Genomic DNA, 20404 nt, shown 5'->3' with positions numbered 1-20404 from the left:
ACCCGCTGCGATTCAGCTGCGCCGGTTCGAGCGCCCGCGAACCTAGCACGATGGACACGTGAGCGGCATTTCCGGACGAATCAATCGGAAAAGAATTGCCGATTCGCGGATCTGAAATGCGATCATGCGCGCTCGACATGCCCTCCACGATGACGCCCTCCCTTTTCTCGCCCCAGCCGGCGGACACGCTCGCCGAGAGCCTGAAGCGCGCTTTCGGGTTCGAGTCGTTCCGCCCAGGCCAGGAAGCGATCGTTCGCGACGCGCTCGCGGGACGCGATCTTCTCGCCATCATGCCAACCGGCGGCGGCAAGTCGCTGTGCTTCCAGCTGCCCGCGATTCTCAAGCCGGGAGTGACGCTGGTCGTCTCGCCGCTGATCGCGTTGATGCAGGACCAGGTACGCCAGCTCATCGACAATGGCATCGCCGCGACTTTCATCAATTCGAGCCTGGCTTCGGGTGAAGCCGCCGCACGATTCGCCGGACTCCTGCGCGGTGACTTCAAGTTGCTCTATCTGGCGCCCGAACGTCTGCTGCAATCCGAGTTCCTCAACGTGACGCTGCCGAGGATCGCGGCGTCGCCAGGCATATCCGCAATCGTCATCGACGAGGCACACTGCGTGTCGGAATGGGGTCACGACTTCCGTCCCGAATACCGACAGCTGGCACAAGTACGCTCGCGCTGCCCCGATACCCCGTGGCATGCCTTCACCGCGACGGCGACGCCCCGTGTGCGGGAAGACATCCTCGTGCAATTGGCGCTGCGGAAACCCGCGACTCACCTGGCAAGTTTCAATCGACCCAATCTGCAGTACGCCGTACGCGAGAAGCAACGCCACACGTACGATGAGTTGCTGGCGCTCTCGAGGACGTCGGACGCGGCCGGCATCGTCTATTGCCTCTCGCGCAAGCGAGTGGACGAGCTCTCCGCCAAGTTGCAGGAGGATGGCGTTCGGGCGCTGCCCTATCACGCCGGGCTCGAAGCGGATGAGCGTCGCCGCAACCAGGAGGCCTTCATTCGCGACGATGCGCAGGTCGTGGTCGCGACGATCGCGTTCGGCATGGGCATCAACAAGCCCGACGTCCGCTGGGTCGTGCATTACGACCTGCCGCGCACACTCGAGAGCTACTACCAGGAATCCGGTCGCGCCGGCCGCGACGGCGATCCAGCGCAGTGCATTCTGTTCTTTGGAGCCGGCGACATTCGCACGGCGGAGTTCCTGATCGAGCAGAAGATCGATCCTGTCAGCGGCGAACCGCTGGAGGCCGAACAGCGCATCGCGCGCCATCAATTGCGCCAGGTGCTCAACTACGCCGAGTCGACGGAATGTCGCCGGGCGATCCAGTTGCGTTACTTCGGCGAGAGTTTCGATCCGCCGTGCAACGCTTGCGACAACTGTCTGCAGCCACGCGAACTGAAGGACTGGACGGTGCCGGCCCAGCAATACCTGTCGTGCGTCGCGCGGCTCGCCCAGCGTCGCGAACGATTCGGCGCGGCCTACCTCATCGAGATCCTTCGCGGCGGGCAGTCGCAGAAGCTGATCGACCGCGGCCACGAATCGCTGAGCGTCTTCGGCATCGGCAAGGAACACAGCGTCGACGAATGGCGGCACCTCGCGCGGGCCCTCGTGCAGCAAGGACTCGTCGATGAAACGCAGGACGGCTATCCCGTCGCGATCCTCAACGCACAGAGCTGGCAGGTGCTTCGGGGCGAGCGCAAAATCATGATCGCGGAGGCCCTCCAGAGACCCAGAAAGAAGAAAGGAAAGCGCGAACCCTCTCCGGGCGAGGAGCTGACTGCGGACGTCGCGCTGTTCGAGACGCTGCGTTCGCTGCGCAAGCGGCTCGCCGACGAGAACGGCTTGCCGCCGTACGTCATCTTTCACGACGCCACGCTGCGGGAGATTGCGGCGCGCAAGCCGACGACACTCGACGAATTCGCGACGATCGCCGGGGTTGGCCAGCGGAAACTCGAGAAGTACGGCGAGCTTTTCATCGCCGCGGTCCGGGGCGACGCCATATCCGGCTGAGGCCGGCCCGGAACCAGTTCAAAGTTCGGCGCTGGTGCGATGCGATGAACCGTGCCGACGATTGCTTGATCAACGGTCAGCCCATCTCCCAGGCTAATCCTTTCCCTGATTTCGAGGCTCCTGCCGCCACTTTGGCCCAGCGTGGCCGATAGGAGCATTCATACAGGGGGTTTCTCGGAGTTTCGCTTCATGCGTTTGACCATTCGAACCCGGCTCGTGGCGCTGGTCGCCATCATGCTCGCGTTGATGCTGGTGCTGGGCGGCACCGGATGGCGCGGCATGTCCGCGGCCGGCAGCGGCCTTCAGAACGTCGTCGTCACGGGCACCGTTCTGCGTAATCACATGGAAGGCGACATGATGCACGATGCGCTTCGCGCGGACGTGCTCGCGTCCCTGCTGGCTCAATCCGATGACGAAAAGCGCGAAGCGAAGACACAGCTTCAGGAGCACAGCCAGCACTTCCGCGAAATGATCGCGGCGAACAACGAGCTGGCAACGGGCGAGGCGCACGATGCGCTCAGCGCTGTCGGCCCCGCGCTGAACACATATATTTCGAGTGCCGAAAAGATCGTCGAGACTGCGGCCACGGACAAACAGGCCGCCAGCGCCATGCTGCCCTCGTTCCTCTCGACCTTCTCCGAGCTCGAAGACCAGCTCTCCACGGTGAGCGATGGCATCGAGAAGAACGCGGCGGACGCGGAACAGGATGCGAACGCGACGATTTCCAGCGCCCATGTCGCAGGCGGCATTCTGCTCGCGGTTGCCGCAGTGGTGGCTCTCATCACATCGCTGCTCGTGATGCGCCGGGTCACGACCGGCATCGACACTGTCATGAAGTCACTCGATCGCATGGCCGACGGCGAACTCGGATTCGACATGCCCCGCCACAACGGCGATGAGCTGGGCCAGCTCCTGACCACGCTGCACAAGGTCGACCAGAAGTTCGTCCAGGTCGTGGGCACGGTCCGCTACAACGCGGACACCGTCGGCGCCGCGGCACGTCAGCTCTCCGGCGGCAACGACGACCTCAGTCAGCGCACCCAGGAACAAGCTGCTGCCCTCCAGCAGACGGCAGCGAGCATGGAAGAGATGTCGGCCACTGTGAAACAGAATGCCGACAATGCACGCGCAGCGAATCAACTCGCTGCAAGCGCACGCAACCAGGCGGACAGGGGCGGCACGGTGGTTCAGCAAGCGGTCGCCGCGATGGCGGAGATCAGCAACTCGAGCCGCAAGATCGGCGAGATCATCGGCGTGATCGATTCGATCGCGTTCCAGACCAACCTTCTCGCGCTCAACGCAGCCGTCGAAGCAGCTCGCGCGGGCGAACAGGGCCGCGGCTTCGCCGTCGTCGCATCCGAAGTCCGCAACCTTGCACAGCGCAGCGCAACCGCTGCCCGCGAGATCAAGACCCTGATTGGCGAATCCGTCGACAAGGTGAAAGCCGGCAGCGACCTCGTCGATCTCTCCGGCAAGACGATCGCCGAGATCATGGAGAGCGTCCGCAAGGTCACCGACATCGTCGCCGAGATCTCCGCTGCCAGCGAAGAACAGGCGACCGGCATCGAGCAGGTCAATCGCGCCGTCTCGCAAATGGACGTCGCCACGCAGGAGAACGCCGCACTGGTGGAAGAAAGCGCCGCCGCCAGCAAGACGATGGAGCAACAGACTCAGTCGCTGGTATCAGAGGTGAGCTTCTTCAGGCTCCGCACGCGCGGCGAGACGATGCGCCACGGAGCGACCGATCACCACCACGACGCCAGCGAACAGCCGGCTCATCAGCCTGAGGAGTATTGGCAGGCTGCGTAAGACTCGCGCGGCCTACTCCCGCTGCTGCTTCTTGTACGCCTCGATCTGTGCCTGCCATTCGGCGCGCAGACGGCGGGCTGTTTGTTCGTCGGGCTCCGACCGAGTACGGTTGGAGCGCGGAATGTACCAGCCCAGCGAGCAGCGATGTTCATCCACCAACGCGGACGAATCGCGATCAAGCAACTCCTGCGCATTGCCGCTCCACGCTTCCTTGGCAAGAGGATGTTCGAGCAATCGCCCATGGCAGCCCAGGTAGTAAGGCACCGTTGGAGGTGGGTAGATTCCTGGGTTACCGGTTCGGCTGTATTTGATCCACAACGGATCGACCTTCGCCCATGTGACAGACAGGCCGTCGTCATGAATGCCGACGACAATCGGGTCATTGTCGGAATCCGGAGGAATGTGGTCTGAGAGTTCCAGCTCCTGGCCGTGGACCGTACCGTCATCAAGTTTCCAATACAGCTCCAGGGTCGTGGAATCGGTACCGAAGGCGGGAGTCAGTACCTCGCCGGGGCGTCGATCGAGGCCGACGTCCCGAAACGGATAGCCGACCAGCGTGAAAGCCGAAACAGAGCGGGAACCCAGATTGACTATTCGTATCTCCCCTGGGTTCGGCGCTGCTTGAAGGCACGAACAGAGTGCCAGCGGTAGAAGACGAACAACGCCCTTCACAGCTGACCTCGACTTCGCAACCAAGCACGGTAGCGCTCCATGTCCACGACCCCGCGCACGGCATCGCTCTGCCGACTCTCTCTGATCATGTCCCGGAGCTCAGGGAACTGAAACTGAGGTGCGGTTGCCTGGCGCTGTGTCGGTGATGGCTCCCAGACTGCACACGCGATCACCGGGAGTGGGCAGGTTTCACGCTCCCATAGCGGATCGTTGGGATAGAAAATCTCCCGATCCTGGGCCGGGTATCTCCTTTCGTCGTGCAGCAGTGGCGCACTGACTGCCAGGTGTTCATCGAGAAGCGGCGTCATGCGTACACCAGCAACAATTGCTTGCGTGTGCATCCAACGCAATGCAAGGTCAGAGAGATCTCCGTTTGCGTAGCCTCCACCTATGTCTGAGTGAGCACCGATGAACGCTCGCTCCTGACGATACTGACTCGTGTTCGCCGCGTGCTCGGAGTATTGAATCGAGATCAGATCGAACGCCGCTCGATGCTCGTTCAGGGCGATTGCATGAGCCACCGTGCCCACTCGATCATCTATCGTCAGGTCGTAGCCGATGTTCGTGTCGTTCGTGGGGATGCCAAAGGCTGCCACTGTGTCGAACAGCCCCATGAATCGAATCCGTAGTGATCTGCAGGACCCGTCGCGAGACAAGGCGTGGCGGTAGTGGCCGCCGTCCATCCGGGAATAGATTTCGTTGGCGAACGCACGACCAATGGCTGCTCCGCGACTGAAACCCACTATGTCTATGACACCGTCGAACTGAACGTTCTGTACTCCACCCCGAATCAGGCGATCGAGGAGGTTCAGTGCATCGTCGATGATCTCCCGTCCGCCTAGTCCCGTAGCCCCTCCCAGTATCCTGTCGACTGAGTCTCGCCAGTCGGTGTCGCCCTCTGCCGGCGTGCCAATCCCTCGCCTATAGAACGAATTCCTCTCATCCATCGTCGGGTCGTAGTACCTCCTGAACAACTCCACGTTCGTCAGCGTCCCGTTCGTGCGATTCACCCACGTTCCGTCGAATGCGAAGAGATAGAGCCCCAGGGGATCCGTGTTGCTGATGGGACTGCCGTGCACGTACGCATAGGGATTGGTCCCGTCGTACAGCCCCAGCGGGTCCACTGTGAGATAGCGGCCGGTTGAAGGATCGTAGTCACGCGTGAGGTTGTAGTGCGTGCCGGATTCCGCGTCGGCGTATTGGCCCGGGAATCGCAGATTGAGAGACACGAGGGCGCCGTCGCCGTCAGGATCTTCGAGTACGTGCGCTTTTCCGAACGGCTCGTAGTCGGCTTTCCATACCACACGGCGATCGGCGTCGGTCATGGCAATCGGAGTGCCGAGGTGATCTGTGTGAATCCAGAAAATCCGGCCGCGCTCGATCAGCGCGACAGGGTGGCGCCCGAGATAGACGTACTCGCGGGCGATTCTCCCCTGTGAATCCGCCTCGGCAATGAGCTGGTGCCTCTCATATATATAGAAGGTGGTCCCCGGCCCTGACCCTCCATGCAAGGTCTTGCTGATCCGCTCGCCGGCAAGGTTGTACGCGTAGGTCGCGACGAGGCGATTGCCGACGAACAATTGGTAGGGTCGCCCTTCGCTGTTGTACTCGTAGTTCCGGCTTCCCGCCCGGATGGGATTGCCCATCGCGTCATAGCTGTACGCGGAGCTGGTGTGCTCTTGCTTTACTTCCCTGAGTCGATTGGACCCGGCGGAGTAGCGCAGCTCGCGCTCCAGCGGTTTGCCTGCAGTCGGCGCGCGTCCATCCGCCGGTTGAGACCGCAGCTTCCATGCATTCGACTCTGTTCGATCCACGCGAAGCAGAGCGGCGGTGGACAGACGATTCCCGTTGGCGTCGTAGCGATAGCTGAAATCACCCGCGGGCAGCTTCGCCGACTTGAGGCGACCGACTGTGTCGTACTCATACCGTCGTTCACCATCATTCGTTGCGATCGCTACGGTCTGACCTGCCTGGTCGTATCGATATTGTGCGCTTGATACGCCGCGAGTCTCCCGGCTCGCCAGCTTTCCTGTGCGCAGGTCATGCAGATTGTGCAGCTCGATGCCATTGCCATACACGAACCGGCCCATGGGATGCATGGCGGCGACGGCACGGCTCTGCGCACCGGCACCCTGGCCCGACTGCGAAACTATCGGTGTGTCGCCGAGCAATCGATCGAGCGTGATTGCACTCAGCCCTCCCTTCTCGTTGTAGGAGTACTTCAAGCGCAGGCCAGACGGCATCGCTCTTTCGATCAGACGCCCGGACCCGTCAAAGCGCCGGCCATCATGGAACACCCGGCCTCCGATGATTCGCGCGTGCCCGGTCAACTGGCCATCGCGATCGCGCTTGAATCGCTCGGAGCCGCGATACCCATCGATCGCGATGAGATGTGGCCCTCGATACGTCAGGCGTGTGACACCTTCCCTGCTCTTGACTGCGATCAGTCGATTGTCCGCGTCGTACTCGTATCGCGTTCGTTCACCATTCGCTCGACGGCGCTCCACGATGTTGTGCGCTTCGTCGTAGGCACTCCACACTGCACCTCCATCCGCTGTCTCTTCCAGCACACGCCTGCCGAAGTCGTCATAGCGATAGCGGCTTCTCGCGTCGTTCGGGTCAGTGACGCCGACGAGCCGTCTCTGTGTGTCGCGCTGGAAGCGCGTTACACCCCCGTCCGGAGCAGTCAGTGAATCAGGACTATGCGAAGCATCGTAGGTGAGCTCGGTGACCTCCCCGAGCGGATCAATCAACCGTGCCGGAGACGTATCCTCGCCGTCGTACTCCAGCTGCCGCAGCGGCGGTCCCTGGCCATCGCGAATCTCCGTGAGGCGCCGACGGTCATCGTAGACATAGCGATGGTTGCGGATCGGCGCCCCTCTCGACAGAAGCGCAGCGCCAGCGACCTTTCCATCCGCCGCGTATCGCAACCTGATCGATGCATCCATGTCATCGGCGCCGATGCGATCGGGCCGACCGGCCGCGTCATAGCCAAAGGTTCGCGTTCGTCCGTGCTCATCGGTGACGCCCGTCAGTCGTCCGAGCACGTCGTACGCATATCGAATCGTCCGCTTCCCTGACGCACGCAGTTCGGTCACTGCAATCGCTCGGCCGCCGGAGTCGTGCTCGATACTGACGGTCGGCAGCCCGGTGTTGTGGATGCTCCGGGCCTGTCCCATCGCAGAGAACCCGTCGATGCGCTGCTCATTTCCCTCGGGGGTTCGGATCAGCGTCCTGCGACCGAGTCCGTCGTAACCGATGCGGATGACGTCCGCCACATCCGTCCGTGGGCCGTCGATCGCCACCAACCGTCCAGCGGCGTCGTATGCGAATCGAACTGTGCGTTCGATAGAGCTGAACGCGGATGCCGACGTCGGTGAGTACCCGGTCTCGCGAATGGAATCGATCTGCCCATCGCTCCGGTATGCATAGGTGATCTCATGCGACCCTTCCGCGTTCACACTTGGGAATCGGATCCTCGATGGCGTCAGCGCGTCTCCCTCGTACTCGTACCTCGTCTGCTTCTGATCCGCATCGCCAGGGTTCTGCTCGACGCCGACGAGGCGATGCCGATCATCGTAGTGAAGCCGAAACGACGGCCCCGCCTTCGGCAGCATCGACGTGACCTGGTATCGGCGATTGAACTCGTAGCGCACATCGCTCGTGTCGCAGGGCGTGCAACTCGGCCCACGCACCTCCGTTACCCAGGCTATGCCGTCACGACTCGTCACGCTGTGGCGCGTCACTTTCCCGAAGGCGTCCGCCACATCGGTGAAGCTTTTATCGTAGACAAGCGTCACCTCCTCCGCGCCGCCGGGGTGTGTCGACATGATGGCCCGACCGCGCTCGTCGTACTCCCAGCGGGCAATCTCGAGGAATCGGCCTCGCCCGCCGTACTCCGCGGGTCTCGACGCACCTGCAGTGATCGCCGTCAGGTGATTTGGATGGCGCACGTCCGTGTATTCGTAGCGCCTGCTACGTCCGTCGGGAGAAACGACCTGCGCGAGATTGCCAACGCGGTCATATGCGTAGTGCCACGCGATCTCGCCACCGAGCACGACTCGCGCGACGCGTCCGTTCGGGTAATAGTCGATACGAAGGTCACGGCCCGTCGAATCCCGCATTCGGTCCAACTGCCCTGCGTCGTCGTACTTCATCACGACGTGGTCGGCCCCCTGCCGCAGCGCCGTCAACCTGCCGCGCGTGTCGAACACGACCTGGCGTCCGCTGGGCCACAGCCAGCGGTAGCCGCTCGCATCGATATGCACCTCACCTTCGCCGCCGCGCTGAGGCAGATATTGGCTTGAATCGGTCGCGCGCACGAAGCGGAGTCGCCGCCCATCCGCCTGCCAGAGATCCAGCGAGCTCCCGTCCGCGCCCGGCACGATTGAAGCCTCGTATGTGTGGCGCCAACCTGCACCCATGACCCCAACTCGTCTGCTGGCATCGCTGTTGTAGTGCCGGGCGAACATCAGCCCGAGGGCTCCGTCCGCCGCCGGCAGATCGGTCTCCTCGTGATACTTGTTGCCTGTCACCACGTGGATCGAGTCGCCAACGCTGAGCGATGGCAGCCCGACGCCCGGCAGGCTGGCGCCCGACGACGTTGGCCCAGGTGGAGAAGGCGACCCGCCATCGGCCGGACACTGCGCGGGATTTCCGCTGTTACCTCCTCCGCCGCTGGAGCCGCCTCCTCCACCGCCACTTCCATCGCCACCACCTCCTGGTGATGCACCACCACCGCTGCCGTCGCCGGATCCGATGCCAAAGCCAAGGAAGCCGTCGGACAGACTGCTGCCGTCTTCACGCGCGCTCTCTTCGCCTTGTTGCTGTTCACCAGCGTTACGCTCGCCTCCTCCATCATCCGGAGGCCGGGCGTCCGCGCGAATGCGTGGTGGATCGGGAAGCTCGCCCCGCGATACGACCGCGTCGCTCATCCTTGCCGGACTCTGCATACGCACTGTGGCCGTAGTCACAATCGGAAGCCGCCCGCGACGAAGCAACTGCTGCTGGAACGCATCGAAGGCCGCCCTGCGCTCACCAGTCGACAGCAGGAACCTGGCAATGAACGCATTCACCAGCGGCACCTGCAGTTCATAGCCGTACATGACTTCGACACGCAGCAGGTTTGCGTCCTGGATGTTCACGCCGCTCAGCGCACCGAGGGTGGTACTTCGTGAATGCAGTCGGTCGTTCGGGATTTCGCGAACGCCTTCGACGTCCTCACCGAAGTCGGCGAATGCTTCGCGTGTCGGATTGAGAATCCTGATACGGGCATCGGTGACGAGCGCGGCGTTGATTCGAGCGATCGTTCGCGCGACGCCCTCGACCGAGGAGTCCGGCGAATACAATGGCGCAAGACCCCGCGCGAGACCTCCACGAATCGCCTCTGGCCGGGCGTTGTTGACCGCCCCGGCCCGGGCTGCCTGAAGCCCTGCGAAGTTCAGCGTCGCCTTTGCCTGGTAGATCAGTCCGAACTGGATGGCGCCGAGAATGATCGCGAGCAGGATCGGCAGGGCGATGACCGCCTCAACGATCGCCGCACCTCGCTGACGCACTGACGTCACCGCCTCGAGTTTCGACACACATCGTGATGAACAGGTCGCGCGTTCCATGCGGCCCCACCTCTACCGGATGCGGCTGAGTGTGCGGATCGCGCGGCAGCCCCGGGCCGCCAATTTCTGTGTGTCCATACAGAAATGGCGATGTGGCCAGTGACAGCCCCGCCGCACCGATGCACACTGCAGTTGACCTGGCCACCGGGTGGTTCACTTGAGCGACGATCCGACGCCTGTCCGCCGCGCCGACCGCATCGGGATGCTGGATACGACCCGTGGCATTGCCGTGCTCGGCATCCTTCTGATGAACATCGTCGGCTTCGGCCTGCCGGAGGCCTACGAGGATCCGACCAACTGGGGAGGCCACCACGGAGTCAATCTCCTGACGTGGCAGATCAACTCGCTGTTCTTCGAAGGCACGATGCGTGGACTCTTCACGCTGCTCTTCGGCGCGGGCGCGCTGTTGTTCCTGCAGCAGACGACGCCTTCAGACGAAGGCGCGCCGAGCCGCACGAAACTGTACTACCGCCGCACCATCCTCCTCATCGGCTTCGGCTTGTTCAACGCCTACCTGCTGCTCTGGGAAGGCGACATTCTCTTCTATTACGGCGTCGTCGGACTCTTTCTGTACCTCTTCCGCAAGCTCGCCACGCCGCGACTACTGATCCTCGGCTTCCTCGTGCTGATGGTGCCGACGGGCATGAACCTGCTCGATCACGCCGACTACACGCGCGTGGTCACGAGGGCGGAGTCCGCGGAGATGGCGCAAAGGGCCGGCGAACCTCTAACGGGCCAGCAGGAAAGCGCGCTGTCAGAGCTGCGCGAGGTTCGCGAAGACCACAAGCCGGCGGTGGAAAAGCTCGAATACGCAGTCGAGCAGATCGCCCGCAGTTATCACAGCGCGTTTCGCTACCTGAAGCAGCGCACGTTCTACTGGGAAACGACGTTCTTCATCCAATACGGCTTCGCGGAATGCCTTGGAATGATGCTGCTCGGCATGGCCTTGCTGCGAACCGGCATTCTCACCGGTGCGGCGTCCTCGCGGACCTATCTGTCGCTGATGCTGGCCGGCTATGCGATCGGGCTGTCTGTGAATCTGTGGGAGATGAACCGCCTGCTCGGGACGGATTTCTCCGTCGAAGCAATCATGGACACGTACGTGACGTACGATCTCGGACGCGTGCCGATGACGTTCGGTCATGTCGGCCTGATCGGATTGCTGTGGCTTTCGCCGGTCGCGATGAAGGCGAAGCGAACGCTCGGCCACGTAGGACAGATGGCCCTGACGAACTATCTCAGCCAGAGCATCATCTGTTCCTTCCTGTTCACGGGCGCCGGTCTGGGACTCTTCGGGCGGTTCGAACGCCACGAGCTCTACTACATCGTCGCAGCCATCTGGATCATGCAGCTCGCATGGAGCCCCTGGTGGCTGCAGCGCTTCCAGTTCGGACCCGCTGAATGGCTATGGCGCACGCTGACGTACGGGAAGCGCCAGCCGATGCGCATCGCAACGCATAGCGTCCCGACGCAGGCTCACACTCCATCGACATAGTTGATCGGCGCATGATCCGCCAGCGGCGGCGGCGGTGCCGAAAGCTGATTCCAGACAGCAGCCATGTCGAAGACACCAGGGCGCGATGACGCGTTCCCGATCCGCTTCTCTTCTCCCGCATGACGAAAGCCGAGGACCTCGGGCGGGACAGCGGTGACGATGTCCGCACCATGGACGATGCGGTACACCGGGACATTGCGGAGCCGATCGACGAAGCGAACGTCACCCACCCGCGGTGAGCCGAACGCGTAAACGGCACGCGGAGCCCGACGTGCGGCGGCCAGCGTGGCGAGCGCCGCGCCGAGACTGTGTCCCGTGTAGAACACAGGGCACGAGAGGCGATTCAATTCTGCATCGATTGCAGTCCAGACACTGTTCAACGCGCGCTTGAATCCGCGATGCACGAGTACGGACCCGCCGAATGCCGGCACCGGCCACGTATCCGCGTCATGCAGGAAATCCTGGATCTTCTGCTCGGTCCCGCGAAATGCCAGCACCGCAAAGGGTGACACTGAACGGGACTGCACGAGCATCGCTCCCGTGCCGGTCAGGTCCGATGCGAACGTCGCGAGCTCCTCGAACCCGCTTGCGGCGAGAGACTCTCGCCGATCATGGCGGTATGCGATGCGGCTGAATTCTGCGAGCCACCAGGCATTGGCCGAGGCGTAACCGGCGCTGTTCACATCGAACTGTGGCAGCGGGTCGCGCGCAAAGTAACGCGTGGCATTGCCCGGCCGCAGAAGATCGTCCCACGTCACAGTTGGCAAAGTGCGGCCCTGTTATGCCATCGTTAGATCCCCGCCCGCGCGGGGATGATAGCGCATCGCCTTCGCACACGATAAAAACGGCGGAACCATGCGAACCACTGTCTCGATGGCCCTCGTCTGCGCGCCTGTCCTGCTGGCGATCGGCGTACCTTGTCGCGCCGAGCTCGACGTCATTCTCTATCCCGCCTACGGTACTGGCACGGCCGCGGTCGTGGAGGGCCGCGTCATCGATCGCGAGAAACAGGGCGAAATCACAGCCGAGGACGGTCGCGCCCGAAATCTCTCGCGAAACCTGCGTTCGCTCATGAATGATGAACAGGAAGATGTCCCTGTCACCGTCACGATCGGCGAGAAGGCGTGGCGGACGACCACCAATCAGGAAGGATATTTCCGCATCCTCATCGAGGACCTGACGCTGCCGATGCCAGGCTGGCATGAAATGAGCGCAGCGACGACCGACGGCAGCGGCAAGGGATCGTTGCTGCTCGTGCCCGCACATAACGTTCACGGGCTCATCTCCGACTTCGACGACACGGTCGTGATCTCGGAGGTGAACGACAAGTCGCAGCTTCTCGCCAACTCGCTGCTGCTCAACTACAGGCAGCGCAAACCTGTCCCCGATGTCGCGGCTGCGTACGGGAAACTCGCCGCAACGAATCCGGACACAACGTCGGCGCCGCTGTTCTATCTTTCCGCGTCTCCACGCCAGCTTCAGTCGTCGATCCAGGCGTTCCTCGACCACAACAACTTCCCGCGCGGTGTGCTGATAACGAAGAGGGTCACCAACGATGCGTCCAGCGAGCCGCTGACGAATCAGTTCGCTTACAAACTGGGGCGGCTGGTGGAAGTATTCGAACGGTTGCCGCACGTCTCATTCGTCCTCGCAGGCGACGATGGCGAGCAGGACCCGGAAATCTATGCCGCGATGCAGAGGCGGTATCCCACACGCGTGACCGCGATCTGGATCCGGCGGGTTCATCCGGATCCAGCGCGTGTGCGCATCGAAGGTCAGGGCGACCTCGCGGAACTGTTGGTACCCATCGTGAGCAGCCCCTGAGAGTCCCGGTGCTCAGCTCGGCCGGATGGCCGACGCCATATGATGTTCGTAGAGCGCGTGCTGCGCAGCCAGGTTGATGAACGGCGCCGCGGGTGAAACCTCCATCCGCGGCGGCAACCTGCGAAGCGTCTCACCGAGACGATTCGGCGTCCCGAGATCACTCCAGCCGCATTCGGGAACCGAGAGGACACGCAGCGCATCGGGATGCTTCTGCAGCAGGTCCTTGGAGAAGTCGATGTTCGGCAATCGATCGTACATGTCGACCAGCAGCTGCCAGCCCGTGCCCGCAGGCGTTGCCTGCAGCGCCGTGGTCACGATCGCCTGCATCTCCAGCATCAGCACCGAATAGCACTTCATGAAGAGGCGAACGAGCGAACGCACCGGGGTCGCCATGATGAACGTGTTCCACAGCGCGCCGTCGGCGATGCTGTCGCGAGCCTTGTCGCGATCCGGCTTCTCGATGAACCGTGCGACGCTCTGCAATGAGTTCCTGCTCTCGCCCGCCGGCACGATGTAACCCAGCTCAGTATCGATCCGGTCCGGTGACAGGCCGAGAAGCGTCGGCGGTGCATCGTCGCTGTCGAGACGCTCAAGCGCGTCCTGCAAACGTGCTCGCAGGATGCTTTCCGCACATACATGATGATCCGCCGGCAGGATCACAATCCGCGCCTCTGGGTCTCGCGCAGCGATATGCAGCGCGGAGAACAGGATGCCGATCCCGGTGCCGCGACCGCGTGGCTGCACGATGACGTTCTCAGGCAACTCGTTCGCGAGCAGCGCGGACCACCATTGACGATGATGATGCGAAACGATGGTGCAGGTCCGTTCGGGTGATGCAACCCCGTGCGCGCGCTCGATCGCGTCTTCGAGAAGCGTCCGTCCACCCGTAAGCGAACAGAACTGTTTTGGGACTGACGCGCCGCCTGCAATCGTCGTGAGCTGCCTCAGGCGACTGCCTTCACCGCCTGCGAGAACGAGTGCCCATATCTGGCCGAAAGAGTCGCGAAGAGGATGTGCGATCGGCGATCCCTGCTTGATTCGCATACGAGTGCTCCGGGTGTGCTTCGCATTCCGATTCATGACGCCCTCGCCCGCCGCCGTGATCTGTGCTCGATGAAGCGAGCGTACAACCCGCACCATGACAATGCGGTTCCCGATTTGCGACACGAAAATCTTCGGACGTGGGTGTCAGCAGATGACTACGGCAATTGCCGTTAAATAGTACGCCGCGAAGGGGAAGAAAATAGGATCGTAGTAGCGCGACTTGCAATTCCCGTGCGGAAATGAGGTGCCGGAAAAACCTCCTCTTGCGCACTGCGCCATCGCGAAGTGCCGACTCGAAAGTGTGCGCGTGCTGCTGCGCACGCGCGATGAAGGTGCGGTGTTACCGCAATCAAAGGGCGAACCGCTGTTGGCGCTCCGCTCTTGTTACTTCGCGTGATGGTTGCTGTCGACTTCACGTTCTGCCTCGAGCCAGTCATCGAGCTCGTGACCCGGTTCAAACTGTCGCTTCGCCGCCCGCCAGTAAGCACTGATTGCGATCCGTTCTTCGCGACTGGGCAACGGATGCAACGACCCGAGTAGGCGAACTTCTGGTACCGGCTCACTGTGCTTCTCCGATACGAGGCCCTCACGATGCACTTCGCTGCGGTCCGCTTCTGTCGAGCGTTCCTGCAATCCTGACGACGCTGATTTCGTGGATGAAGAACCTGCGGGACGACGGGGACGGGTAGCCATGACGAATTCTCCGGATCTGCCGAGCACGACACCGAGCAAGTCCTCGACGAGCGACAAAGTTCCTGACCGCATCGCCCTTGCGACATTCGTCCGCACTCGTGAACGAGCGGTCGCATTGCAGCGCGTGACCCGTCCGGAACTATTCATGGCTGCCCGCATTCCGGAGATACATAGGCTGCCACTCATCACATCGTGTCAGACAGAACCAACACCGCTTCAGCACGTTTTGCCAACGAACCGGCATTCGGCGAGTACACGGTTCCAGCGCGGTCGCACGCACTGATGCAGGGCGAGGAAGTCGTAGCATTGGTGTTCGAAGAGCGATTCGCCGAGATGCTGAGCAAATCACCGATCATGCTCGCACTGATCGAGCGCGCCTCGAGTGCGCCGTGCGATTTCGCTGCCGACGGCACGCACGCGGACGATTGTCTGGCCTGCGACTCGCGGGCGTTGCTGGAAGAGCTGCCTCCCGCACCATCCCTGCAATAGCTTCCTCAGCCAGTCATCGACTCTGCAATCCGGGCAGCAACCTGAGCGTGGAACGGCTCCAGGTCGCGCGCCGGTCGCTTCGAGTCACTCATATATATGGCCACGGCCACGGGCGATCCGTCCGGAGGCCAAAGAATGGCAACGTCGTTGACCGCACCGTTCGTCCCGGTGCCGGTCTTGTCACCGGCCTTCCATCCCTTTGGCAGTCCCGCGCGAATTCGTCGCTCGCCCGTGGGCGATGCGATCATCCAATCGCGCAACAGCCGCCTGGACGGAGGGCTGAGGACATCTCCCAGCACGATCTTCGCCGCGGTGTGGCTCATGGCGTGCGGGGTCGTAGTGTCACGCGGATCGCCCGGCAGATTGGAATTCAGCTCGAGCTCGAAGCGATCGAGTCTTGTCACTTCGTCCCCGATGCGACGCAGGTAGCGACTGAGTCCCGCTGGCCCATCGATCAGCGACAGCAGCAGATTTGCGGCAGGGTTGTCGCTCATCTCGACGGCCGCCGCGCAAAGCTCCACGACGGTCATGAATCCCTGATCCAGTTTCGCCGAAGTTCGCGGCGCGTGCGAAAGCATGTCGGCCGAGCTGAACTTCACTCGCTGCCGCGGATCGATCTTCCCTGCGTCGACGCGATCGAGGATCGCCGCCGCGAGCAGGAGCTTGAACGTCGAGCACATGGCAAAGCGGTCGTGATCGTTGAGCCCGATCGATCGTCCTGACGTCATGTCGAACGCATGCACGCCGATGCGCCCTCCGGAAGCGCCCTGTATCGATGTCAGTTGCTCCGCGATGCTCTCGCTCGCTGCGAATGCAGTTCGGCTTGCGAGCGCAGCCGTGATTGCCGCGACCAGCGCGCGGCGGGACAACTTGAATTCTGTGCTGGACATGACCGACCTCCTGAAGAAGCGTCAGCCTGCCACAAGAGACTGGCAATTCAGAGATGAATTGTGGCCGTCCGGTGGCGGTAACCAGCCGCGACATCCGCGGCTTCACGTATAGTGGCGCGATCCATGAGCAACCGGACGCGCCCATGACCTACGAAACACTGCTCTATACGGTCGACGATCGCATTCTCACGATCACGCTCAATCGCCCCGATCGCCTGAATGCGTTCACGGGCCGCATGGCGGACGAACTGATCGACGCATTCGACCGTGCCGATGCGGATGACGCGATCAAAGTCGTGATCGTCACAGGCGCGGGACGCGCATTCTGCGCCGGCGCCGACCTGGAAAGCGGCGGCGACACCTGGGGAAAGCATTCGGACGCGCTCGCAGCGCAGTCGGCCGACCTGCGTTACGTCGGCGACGGCGGCGGGCGCGTGACACGGCGCATCTACGATTTCAACAAGCCTGTGATTGCAGCGATCAACGGGCCGGCGGTCGGTATCGGACTCACGATGACGCTTGCGATGGACATTCGGCTGGCCGCGGCACAGACGAAGCTGGGCTTTGTATTCGCCGGCCGCGGCATCGTCCCGGAAGCCTGTTCCGCGTGGTTCCTGCCTCGCATCGTGGGTATCAGCAAGGCACTCGAGTGGTGTTACTCAGCGCGTGTCTTCAGATCCGAAGAAGCGCTGGACGCCGGGCTGGTGCGCAGCCTCCACGGACCCGACGAATTGCTGCCGACCGCGCGCGGCCTGGCGAAGGAGTTCATCGACAACTCCTCGGCGGTTTCCATCGCACTGATCCGGCAGATGATGTGGCGCATGCTGAACGCGCCTCACCCGATCGATGCTCATGAAATCGACACTGCGGCATTGAGCGAGCTCGGCAAGTCAGCGGATGCGAGAGAAGGCATCACGGCCTTCCTGCAGAAACGGCCGGCTCAGTTCACGGATCGCGTGAGCAGCAACATGCCGACATTCTTTCCGTGGTGGACGGACCGGCAGTTCCGGAAGCTCTGACGCCGGAATCCGCAGCCCCGCGCGGCTACCTGGGCAAGCCGCGCAGGAATTCGAGAATCGCCGCGTTCGTTTCCGCCGGCCGCTCCTGCTGAACCCAATGACCGGTATTGGGGATGAGCTTCACGCCGACGAGACCCGGCACTGCGTTCTTCATGCCGTTCGTCAGCGCTTCGGCGTTCGCGCCGCGAATGACCGAGTCCTTGTCTCCCGCGATGAACAACACTGGCTTCTCGATCTTTGCCCCAGCGAGCTGCGGCGTCGTTTCCCAGTTGCGATGGAAATTGCGGTAGTAGTTGATGCCGCCACGGAAACCCGCTTCCTTGAACTCGCTCACGTAGTAATCGAGCTCGGCCTGGGTGAGCCACGACGGCAATCCTTTCGGAGCACCAAGGCGCGGAATCCAGCCACCGGCTGCACGTTTCGGATCGGTGATCTGGGGCGGATCGCGCGGCGAATCGGGTGAGAGATAGAGACGGCTGAGAATTCCGCGCGGGTCCGCGTCGAACTCCTTCTCCGCTGCACCGGGCTCCTGGAAGTACAGGATGTAGAAGAAATTGTCCCCGAGAGTGCGGCGCAATCCTTCGACGATCGACACCGGGCCTCGCCCGTTGTACGGAACACTCATCGAGACCAACGCACTGAAGCGATCAGGATGCAGCAGCATCGCGTGCCACGTGACGATTGCACCCCAGTCATGGCCGACCAGGATCGCGTCCTTCTCACCCAGCGCATCAATGATGCCGACCAGATCGGCGGTCACTTGCTGAATGCTGTAGTCCTCGACAGCAGCAGGCTTGTCGGTCTTGCCGTAACCGCGCATGTCAGGCGCCACGACGCGATAGCCAGCCGCCGCGATGGCGGGCAATTGATGACGCCACGAATACCAGGACTCGGGCCAGCCGTGCACGAAAATGACCAGCGGTCCCTGCCCCATCTCGGCGATCCGCATGCGGATCCCGTTGGATTCGATGAATCGCAGCGTGGGCTGATTGGAAGAAGCAGGCATGGCAGGTGCATCCGATGCGAACACTGGCGATGACGCAAGCATGACAAATGACACGAGCGCAGCCAACGTCCTCAGAACGTATCGATGATTCATTGAGCCTCCTGGGCTGGCGTCAGTCCATCGACTGCCGGTGCAATGCGTTGCCGCCATCCTGCTGACTCGGATAGCGGGCCATGAACAGTCGTTCGGACTGGTGCGGATCGTCGACAGCGGTGCTCGGCACATCGAAAAGCATCGTGTTGCGACGTTCGAGGTCGTACGGCGCCCACGCCGGCACGCTCGGGTTGTTCGGATTTCCGGTGCGGGCGAAAGCAATCCAGCTGTTCGCCATGGTGTCCACCATCGCCCGCGTTGCTTCTGTTTCCGGCCCGGTCATGTGCGGCACAGCGGCGACGTTATCGAACATGAACGGCAGGTCGAGCGAATGCTGGCTTACACGACGGCCGCCCTCGACCGGCTGACGCCACATCAGGCGATACACGTAAGTCTTCCCTGCTCCGCCGGCCTTTACGCGCTGTTCCGCCATGATCGTCTGGTCACGCACGTAGCCTCGCGCCGACGCAATCGTGAAGAAGACTTCCGACGGATTCGCCTGCGGCCGCGATGCCTGGAAGATGCGATACGCCTCGTCGATGTCGGCTTCCCCCAGAAAACCCTTGAGACGCTCTTTCGCCTGCGCCTCGTTCATCTCGAAGATGCCTGGCACGCGGCCCATCTGGTTCGTCAACTCCGTTCGTGTCGTCCCGAGCATCATCGGCAAGTGATTGGAGATGGCCGGCGCGTCCGGCAGGAAGGGATGCGCGGTGAATGTTCTGCCGTCGAGAACTGGCGAGAATCTAGCGCCTGCGGCGGCAATCACCTTGCGCTGCGCGGCGGACAAGGTTTCGACGTCGATGGTTTGCAGCTTGCGTGCATCGTTGGCCGCAATCCCGAGTTCCTTGAGCAACTGCTCCGTCAACTCGTTGGCGCGCTCGGTGGTTTGTACCTTCAGATGCGATCCGCTCTGTACGACGCCTTTGTGGAACAGCCCCTGCGCATCCCGGCCTGCGTAGCAGAGACTCACCTTCCGTCCGCCGCCCGATTGGCCGTAGATCATCACGTTGTCCGGATCACCGCCGAACCGCGCGATGTTTTCCTTCACCCATCGCATCGACGCGATGAGGTCGAGATAGCCGACGTTGCCTGACTGCGCAAAGTCGTCGCCAAGTACGCCGCCCAGATAACAATTCCCGAATACATTCAGCCGATGATTGATGGTCGCAACCACGACATCGCCGCGGCGCGCCATGCGCGTGCCGTCATACAGAGGAATCGAACCCGCGCCCGCCTCGAAGCCGCCGCCGTGAAACCACAGCATTACGGGGCGCTTCGCCCCATCGGCACCCGGCGTCCACACGTTGATTCGCAGACAGTCGTCCGACATTGCCTGCGCGGCAGCGAGCGAGCTGCGTGCCTGCGGCGACTGATCGCCATACTCGAGCGCATCCTGGATGCCGGCCCAGCGCGGCGGCGCCGTCGGCGGCATGAATCGGAGCACACCCGCGGACGAACCCGCATAGCGCATCCCTTTGAAGACATGCACACCGTTTGGAGCAATCGATCCGCGGACCCTTCCTTGCGCGGTCTCCACGACGGACTGCGATGCAGGCTGCGCCAGCAGCGAGCCTCCGGGCAGCGTTCCCGCCGCAAGCACGAGACTCTTCGCAATCAGCTCCCGGCGACTCAGTTTCATTCTCTTTCCCCGCCAACGCTCACAATTACTGACGATCGACCCAGCAATCGCCGGGCAGTATAGCCACGCACAATTTCGCGCCGACGCGCCTT

14 protein-coding genes are annotated in these 20404 nt (G+C 62.5%); 6 read left to right on the top strand and 8 right to left on the bottom strand.

Going from position 1 to position 20404, the window contains the following annotated elements; all coding sequences use genetic code 11:
• Positions 1-116 precede the first annotated feature (116 nt).
• Both recQ and HNQ60_RS27910 read left to right on the top strand, forming a co-directional pair.
• A complete protein-coding gene (gene recQ / locus HNQ60_RS14395; RefSeq protein ID WP_246433587.1) occupies positions 117-2027 on the top strand; it encodes a DNA helicase RecQ in 1911 nt (636 codons plus the stop codon).
• A gap of 189 nt (positions 2028-2216) precedes the next feature.
• Positions 2217-3836, top strand: a complete 1620-nt coding sequence (locus HNQ60_RS27910; RefSeq protein ID WP_281382743.1) for a methyl-accepting chemotaxis protein — start codon at positions 2217-2219, stop codon at positions 3834-3836.
• Between the two features lie 12 nt (positions 3837-3848).
• Here the strand turns inward: HNQ60_RS27910 and HNQ60_RS14385 are convergent, their stop codons facing one another.
• Both HNQ60_RS14385 and HNQ60_RS14380 read right to left on the bottom strand, forming a co-directional pair.
• Positions 3849-4508, bottom strand: coding sequence for a hypothetical protein (locus HNQ60_RS14385; protein WP_184332938.1), 660 nt, complete (start codon positions 4506-4508; stop codon positions 3849-3851).
• Complete coding sequence (locus HNQ60_RS14380; RefSeq protein WP_184332936.1) at positions 4505-10063, bottom strand: phospholipase effector Tle1 domain-containing protein; 5559 nt, start codon at positions 10061-10063, stop codon at positions 4505-4507. The genes HNQ60_RS14385 and HNQ60_RS14380 overlap by 4 nt, the downstream gene beginning before the upstream one ends.
• Before the next feature lie 214 nt (positions 10064-10277).
• On the opposite strand from HNQ60_RS14380, the gene HNQ60_RS14375 reads away from it, so the two are divergent.
• Entirely contained in the window at positions 10278-11615 is a 1338-nt protein-coding gene (locus HNQ60_RS14375; RefSeq protein ID WP_184332934.1) for a DUF418 domain-containing protein, read from the top strand.
• Here HNQ60_RS14375 and HNQ60_RS14370 read toward each other — a convergent pair.
• Entirely contained in the window at positions 11597-12373 is a 777-nt protein-coding gene (locus tag HNQ60_RS14370) for a lipase family protein (protein WP_322096876.1), read from the bottom strand. The genes HNQ60_RS14375 and HNQ60_RS14370 overlap by 19 nt on opposite strands.
• Before the next feature lie 97 nt (positions 12374-12470).
• Between HNQ60_RS14370 and HNQ60_RS14365 the strand changes: the two genes are divergently transcribed.
• Positions 12471-13439: a phosphatase domain-containing protein gene (locus tag HNQ60_RS14365; RefSeq protein ID WP_184332930.1), complete on the top strand. Its 969-nt coding sequence runs from the start codon at positions 12471-12473 to the stop codon at positions 13437-13439.
• A 12-nt stretch (positions 13440-13451) separates the two neighbouring features.
• On the opposite strand, the gene HNQ60_RS14360 is transcribed toward HNQ60_RS14365, so the two are convergent.
• Together HNQ60_RS14360 and HNQ60_RS14355 are read right to left on the bottom strand one after the other, a co-directional pair.
• Complete coding sequence (locus tag HNQ60_RS14360) at positions 13452-14483, bottom strand: sugar phosphate nucleotidyltransferase (RefSeq protein ID WP_184332928.1); 1032 nt, start codon at positions 14481-14483, stop codon at positions 13452-13454.
• A gap of 384 nt (positions 14484-14867) precedes the next feature.
• The gene (locus HNQ60_RS14355) at positions 14868-15176 is read right to left on the bottom strand and encodes a DUF2934 domain-containing protein (protein WP_184332926.1); all 309 of its coding nucleotides are present in this window, start codon (positions 15174-15176) and stop codon (positions 14868-14870) included.
• Between the two features lie 192 nt (positions 15177-15368).
• On the opposite strand from HNQ60_RS14355, the gene HNQ60_RS14350 reads away from it, so the two are divergent.
• Positions 15369-15665 (top strand): hypothetical protein, encoded by a 297-nt coding sequence (locus tag HNQ60_RS14350; protein ID WP_184332924.1) that lies wholly within the window; start codon positions 15369-15371, stop codon positions 15663-15665.
• A gap of 5 nt (positions 15666-15670) precedes the next feature.
• On the opposite strand, the gene bla is transcribed toward HNQ60_RS14350, so the two are convergent.
• Positions 15671-16555: a class A beta-lactamase gene (gene bla, locus HNQ60_RS14345; RefSeq protein WP_184332922.1), complete on the bottom strand. Its 885-nt coding sequence runs from the start codon at positions 16553-16555 to the stop codon at positions 15671-15673.
• A 143-nt stretch (positions 16556-16698) separates the two neighbouring features.
• Here bla and HNQ60_RS14340 point away from each other — a divergent pair, with 143 nt between their 5' ends.
• Positions 16699-17574 carry a crotonase/enoyl-CoA hydratase family protein gene (locus HNQ60_RS14340; protein ID WP_184332920.1) on the top strand — a complete coding sequence of 292 codons (876 nt, stop codon included), beginning with the start codon at positions 16699-16701 and terminating at the stop codon, positions 17572-17574.
• Between the two features lie 25 nt (positions 17575-17599).
• On the opposite strand, the gene HNQ60_RS14335 is transcribed toward HNQ60_RS14340, so the two are convergent.
• Both HNQ60_RS14335 and HNQ60_RS14330 read right to left on the bottom strand, forming a co-directional pair.
• On the bottom strand, positions 17600-18580 hold the full coding sequence (locus HNQ60_RS14335; protein WP_184332918.1) for an alpha/beta fold hydrolase: 981 nt from the start codon (positions 18578-18580) through the stop codon (positions 17600-17602).
• A gap of 112 nt (positions 18581-18692) precedes the next feature.
• Complete coding sequence (locus HNQ60_RS14330; protein WP_184332916.1) at positions 18693-20312, bottom strand: carboxylesterase/lipase family protein; 1620 nt, start codon at positions 20310-20312, stop codon at positions 18693-18695.
• Between the last annotated feature and the right edge of the window lie 92 nt (positions 20313-20404).

Origin of the sequence: Povalibacter uvarum (assembly GCF_014202975.1) — a bacterium.
GTDB lineage: Bacteria > Pseudomonadota > Gammaproteobacteria > Steroidobacterales > Steroidobacteraceae > Steroidobacter > Steroidobacter uvarum.
Note: the sequence above shows the minus strand (reverse complement) of the source record. Positions and strands in the feature narration are given on the sequence as shown.

What these genes read in the sequence shown, in the direction of transcription:
- HNQ60_RS14335 (WP_184332918.1), bottom strand. Translation starts at nt 18,580, where the DNA reads ATGCCTGCTTCTTCCAATCAGCCCACGCTGCGATTCATCGAATCCAAC.
- HNQ60_RS14340 (WP_184332920.1), top strand. Translation starts at nt 16,699, where the DNA reads ATGACCTACGAAACACTGCTCTATACGGTCGACGATCGCATTCTCACG.
- HNQ60_RS14365 (WP_184332930.1), top strand. Translation starts at nt 12,471, where the DNA reads ATGCGAACCACTGTCTCGATGGCCCTCGTCTGCGCGCCTGTCCTGCTG.
- bla (WP_184332922.1), bottom strand. Translation starts at nt 16,555, where the DNA reads ATGTCCAGCACAGAATTCAAGTTGTCCCGCCGCGCGCTGGTCGCGGCA.
- recQ (WP_246433587.1), top strand. Translation starts at nt 117, where the DNA reads ATGCGATCATGCGCGCTCGACATGCCCTCCACGATGACGCCCTCCCTT.
- HNQ60_RS14355 (WP_184332926.1), bottom strand. Translation starts at nt 15,176, where the DNA reads ATGGCTACCCGTCCCCGTCGTCCCGCAGGTTCTTCATCCACGAAATCA.
- HNQ60_RS27910 (WP_281382743.1), top strand. Translation starts at nt 2,217, where the DNA reads ATGCGTTTGACCATTCGAACCCGGCTCGTGGCGCTGGTCGCCATCATG.
- HNQ60_RS14330 (WP_184332916.1), bottom strand. Translation starts at nt 20,312, where the DNA reads ATGAAACTGAGTCGCCGGGAGCTGATTGCGAAGAGTCTCGTGCTTGCG.
- HNQ60_RS14360 (WP_184332928.1), bottom strand. Translation starts at nt 14,483, where the DNA reads ATGCGAATCAAGCAGGGATCGCCGATCGCACATCCTCTTCGCGACTCT.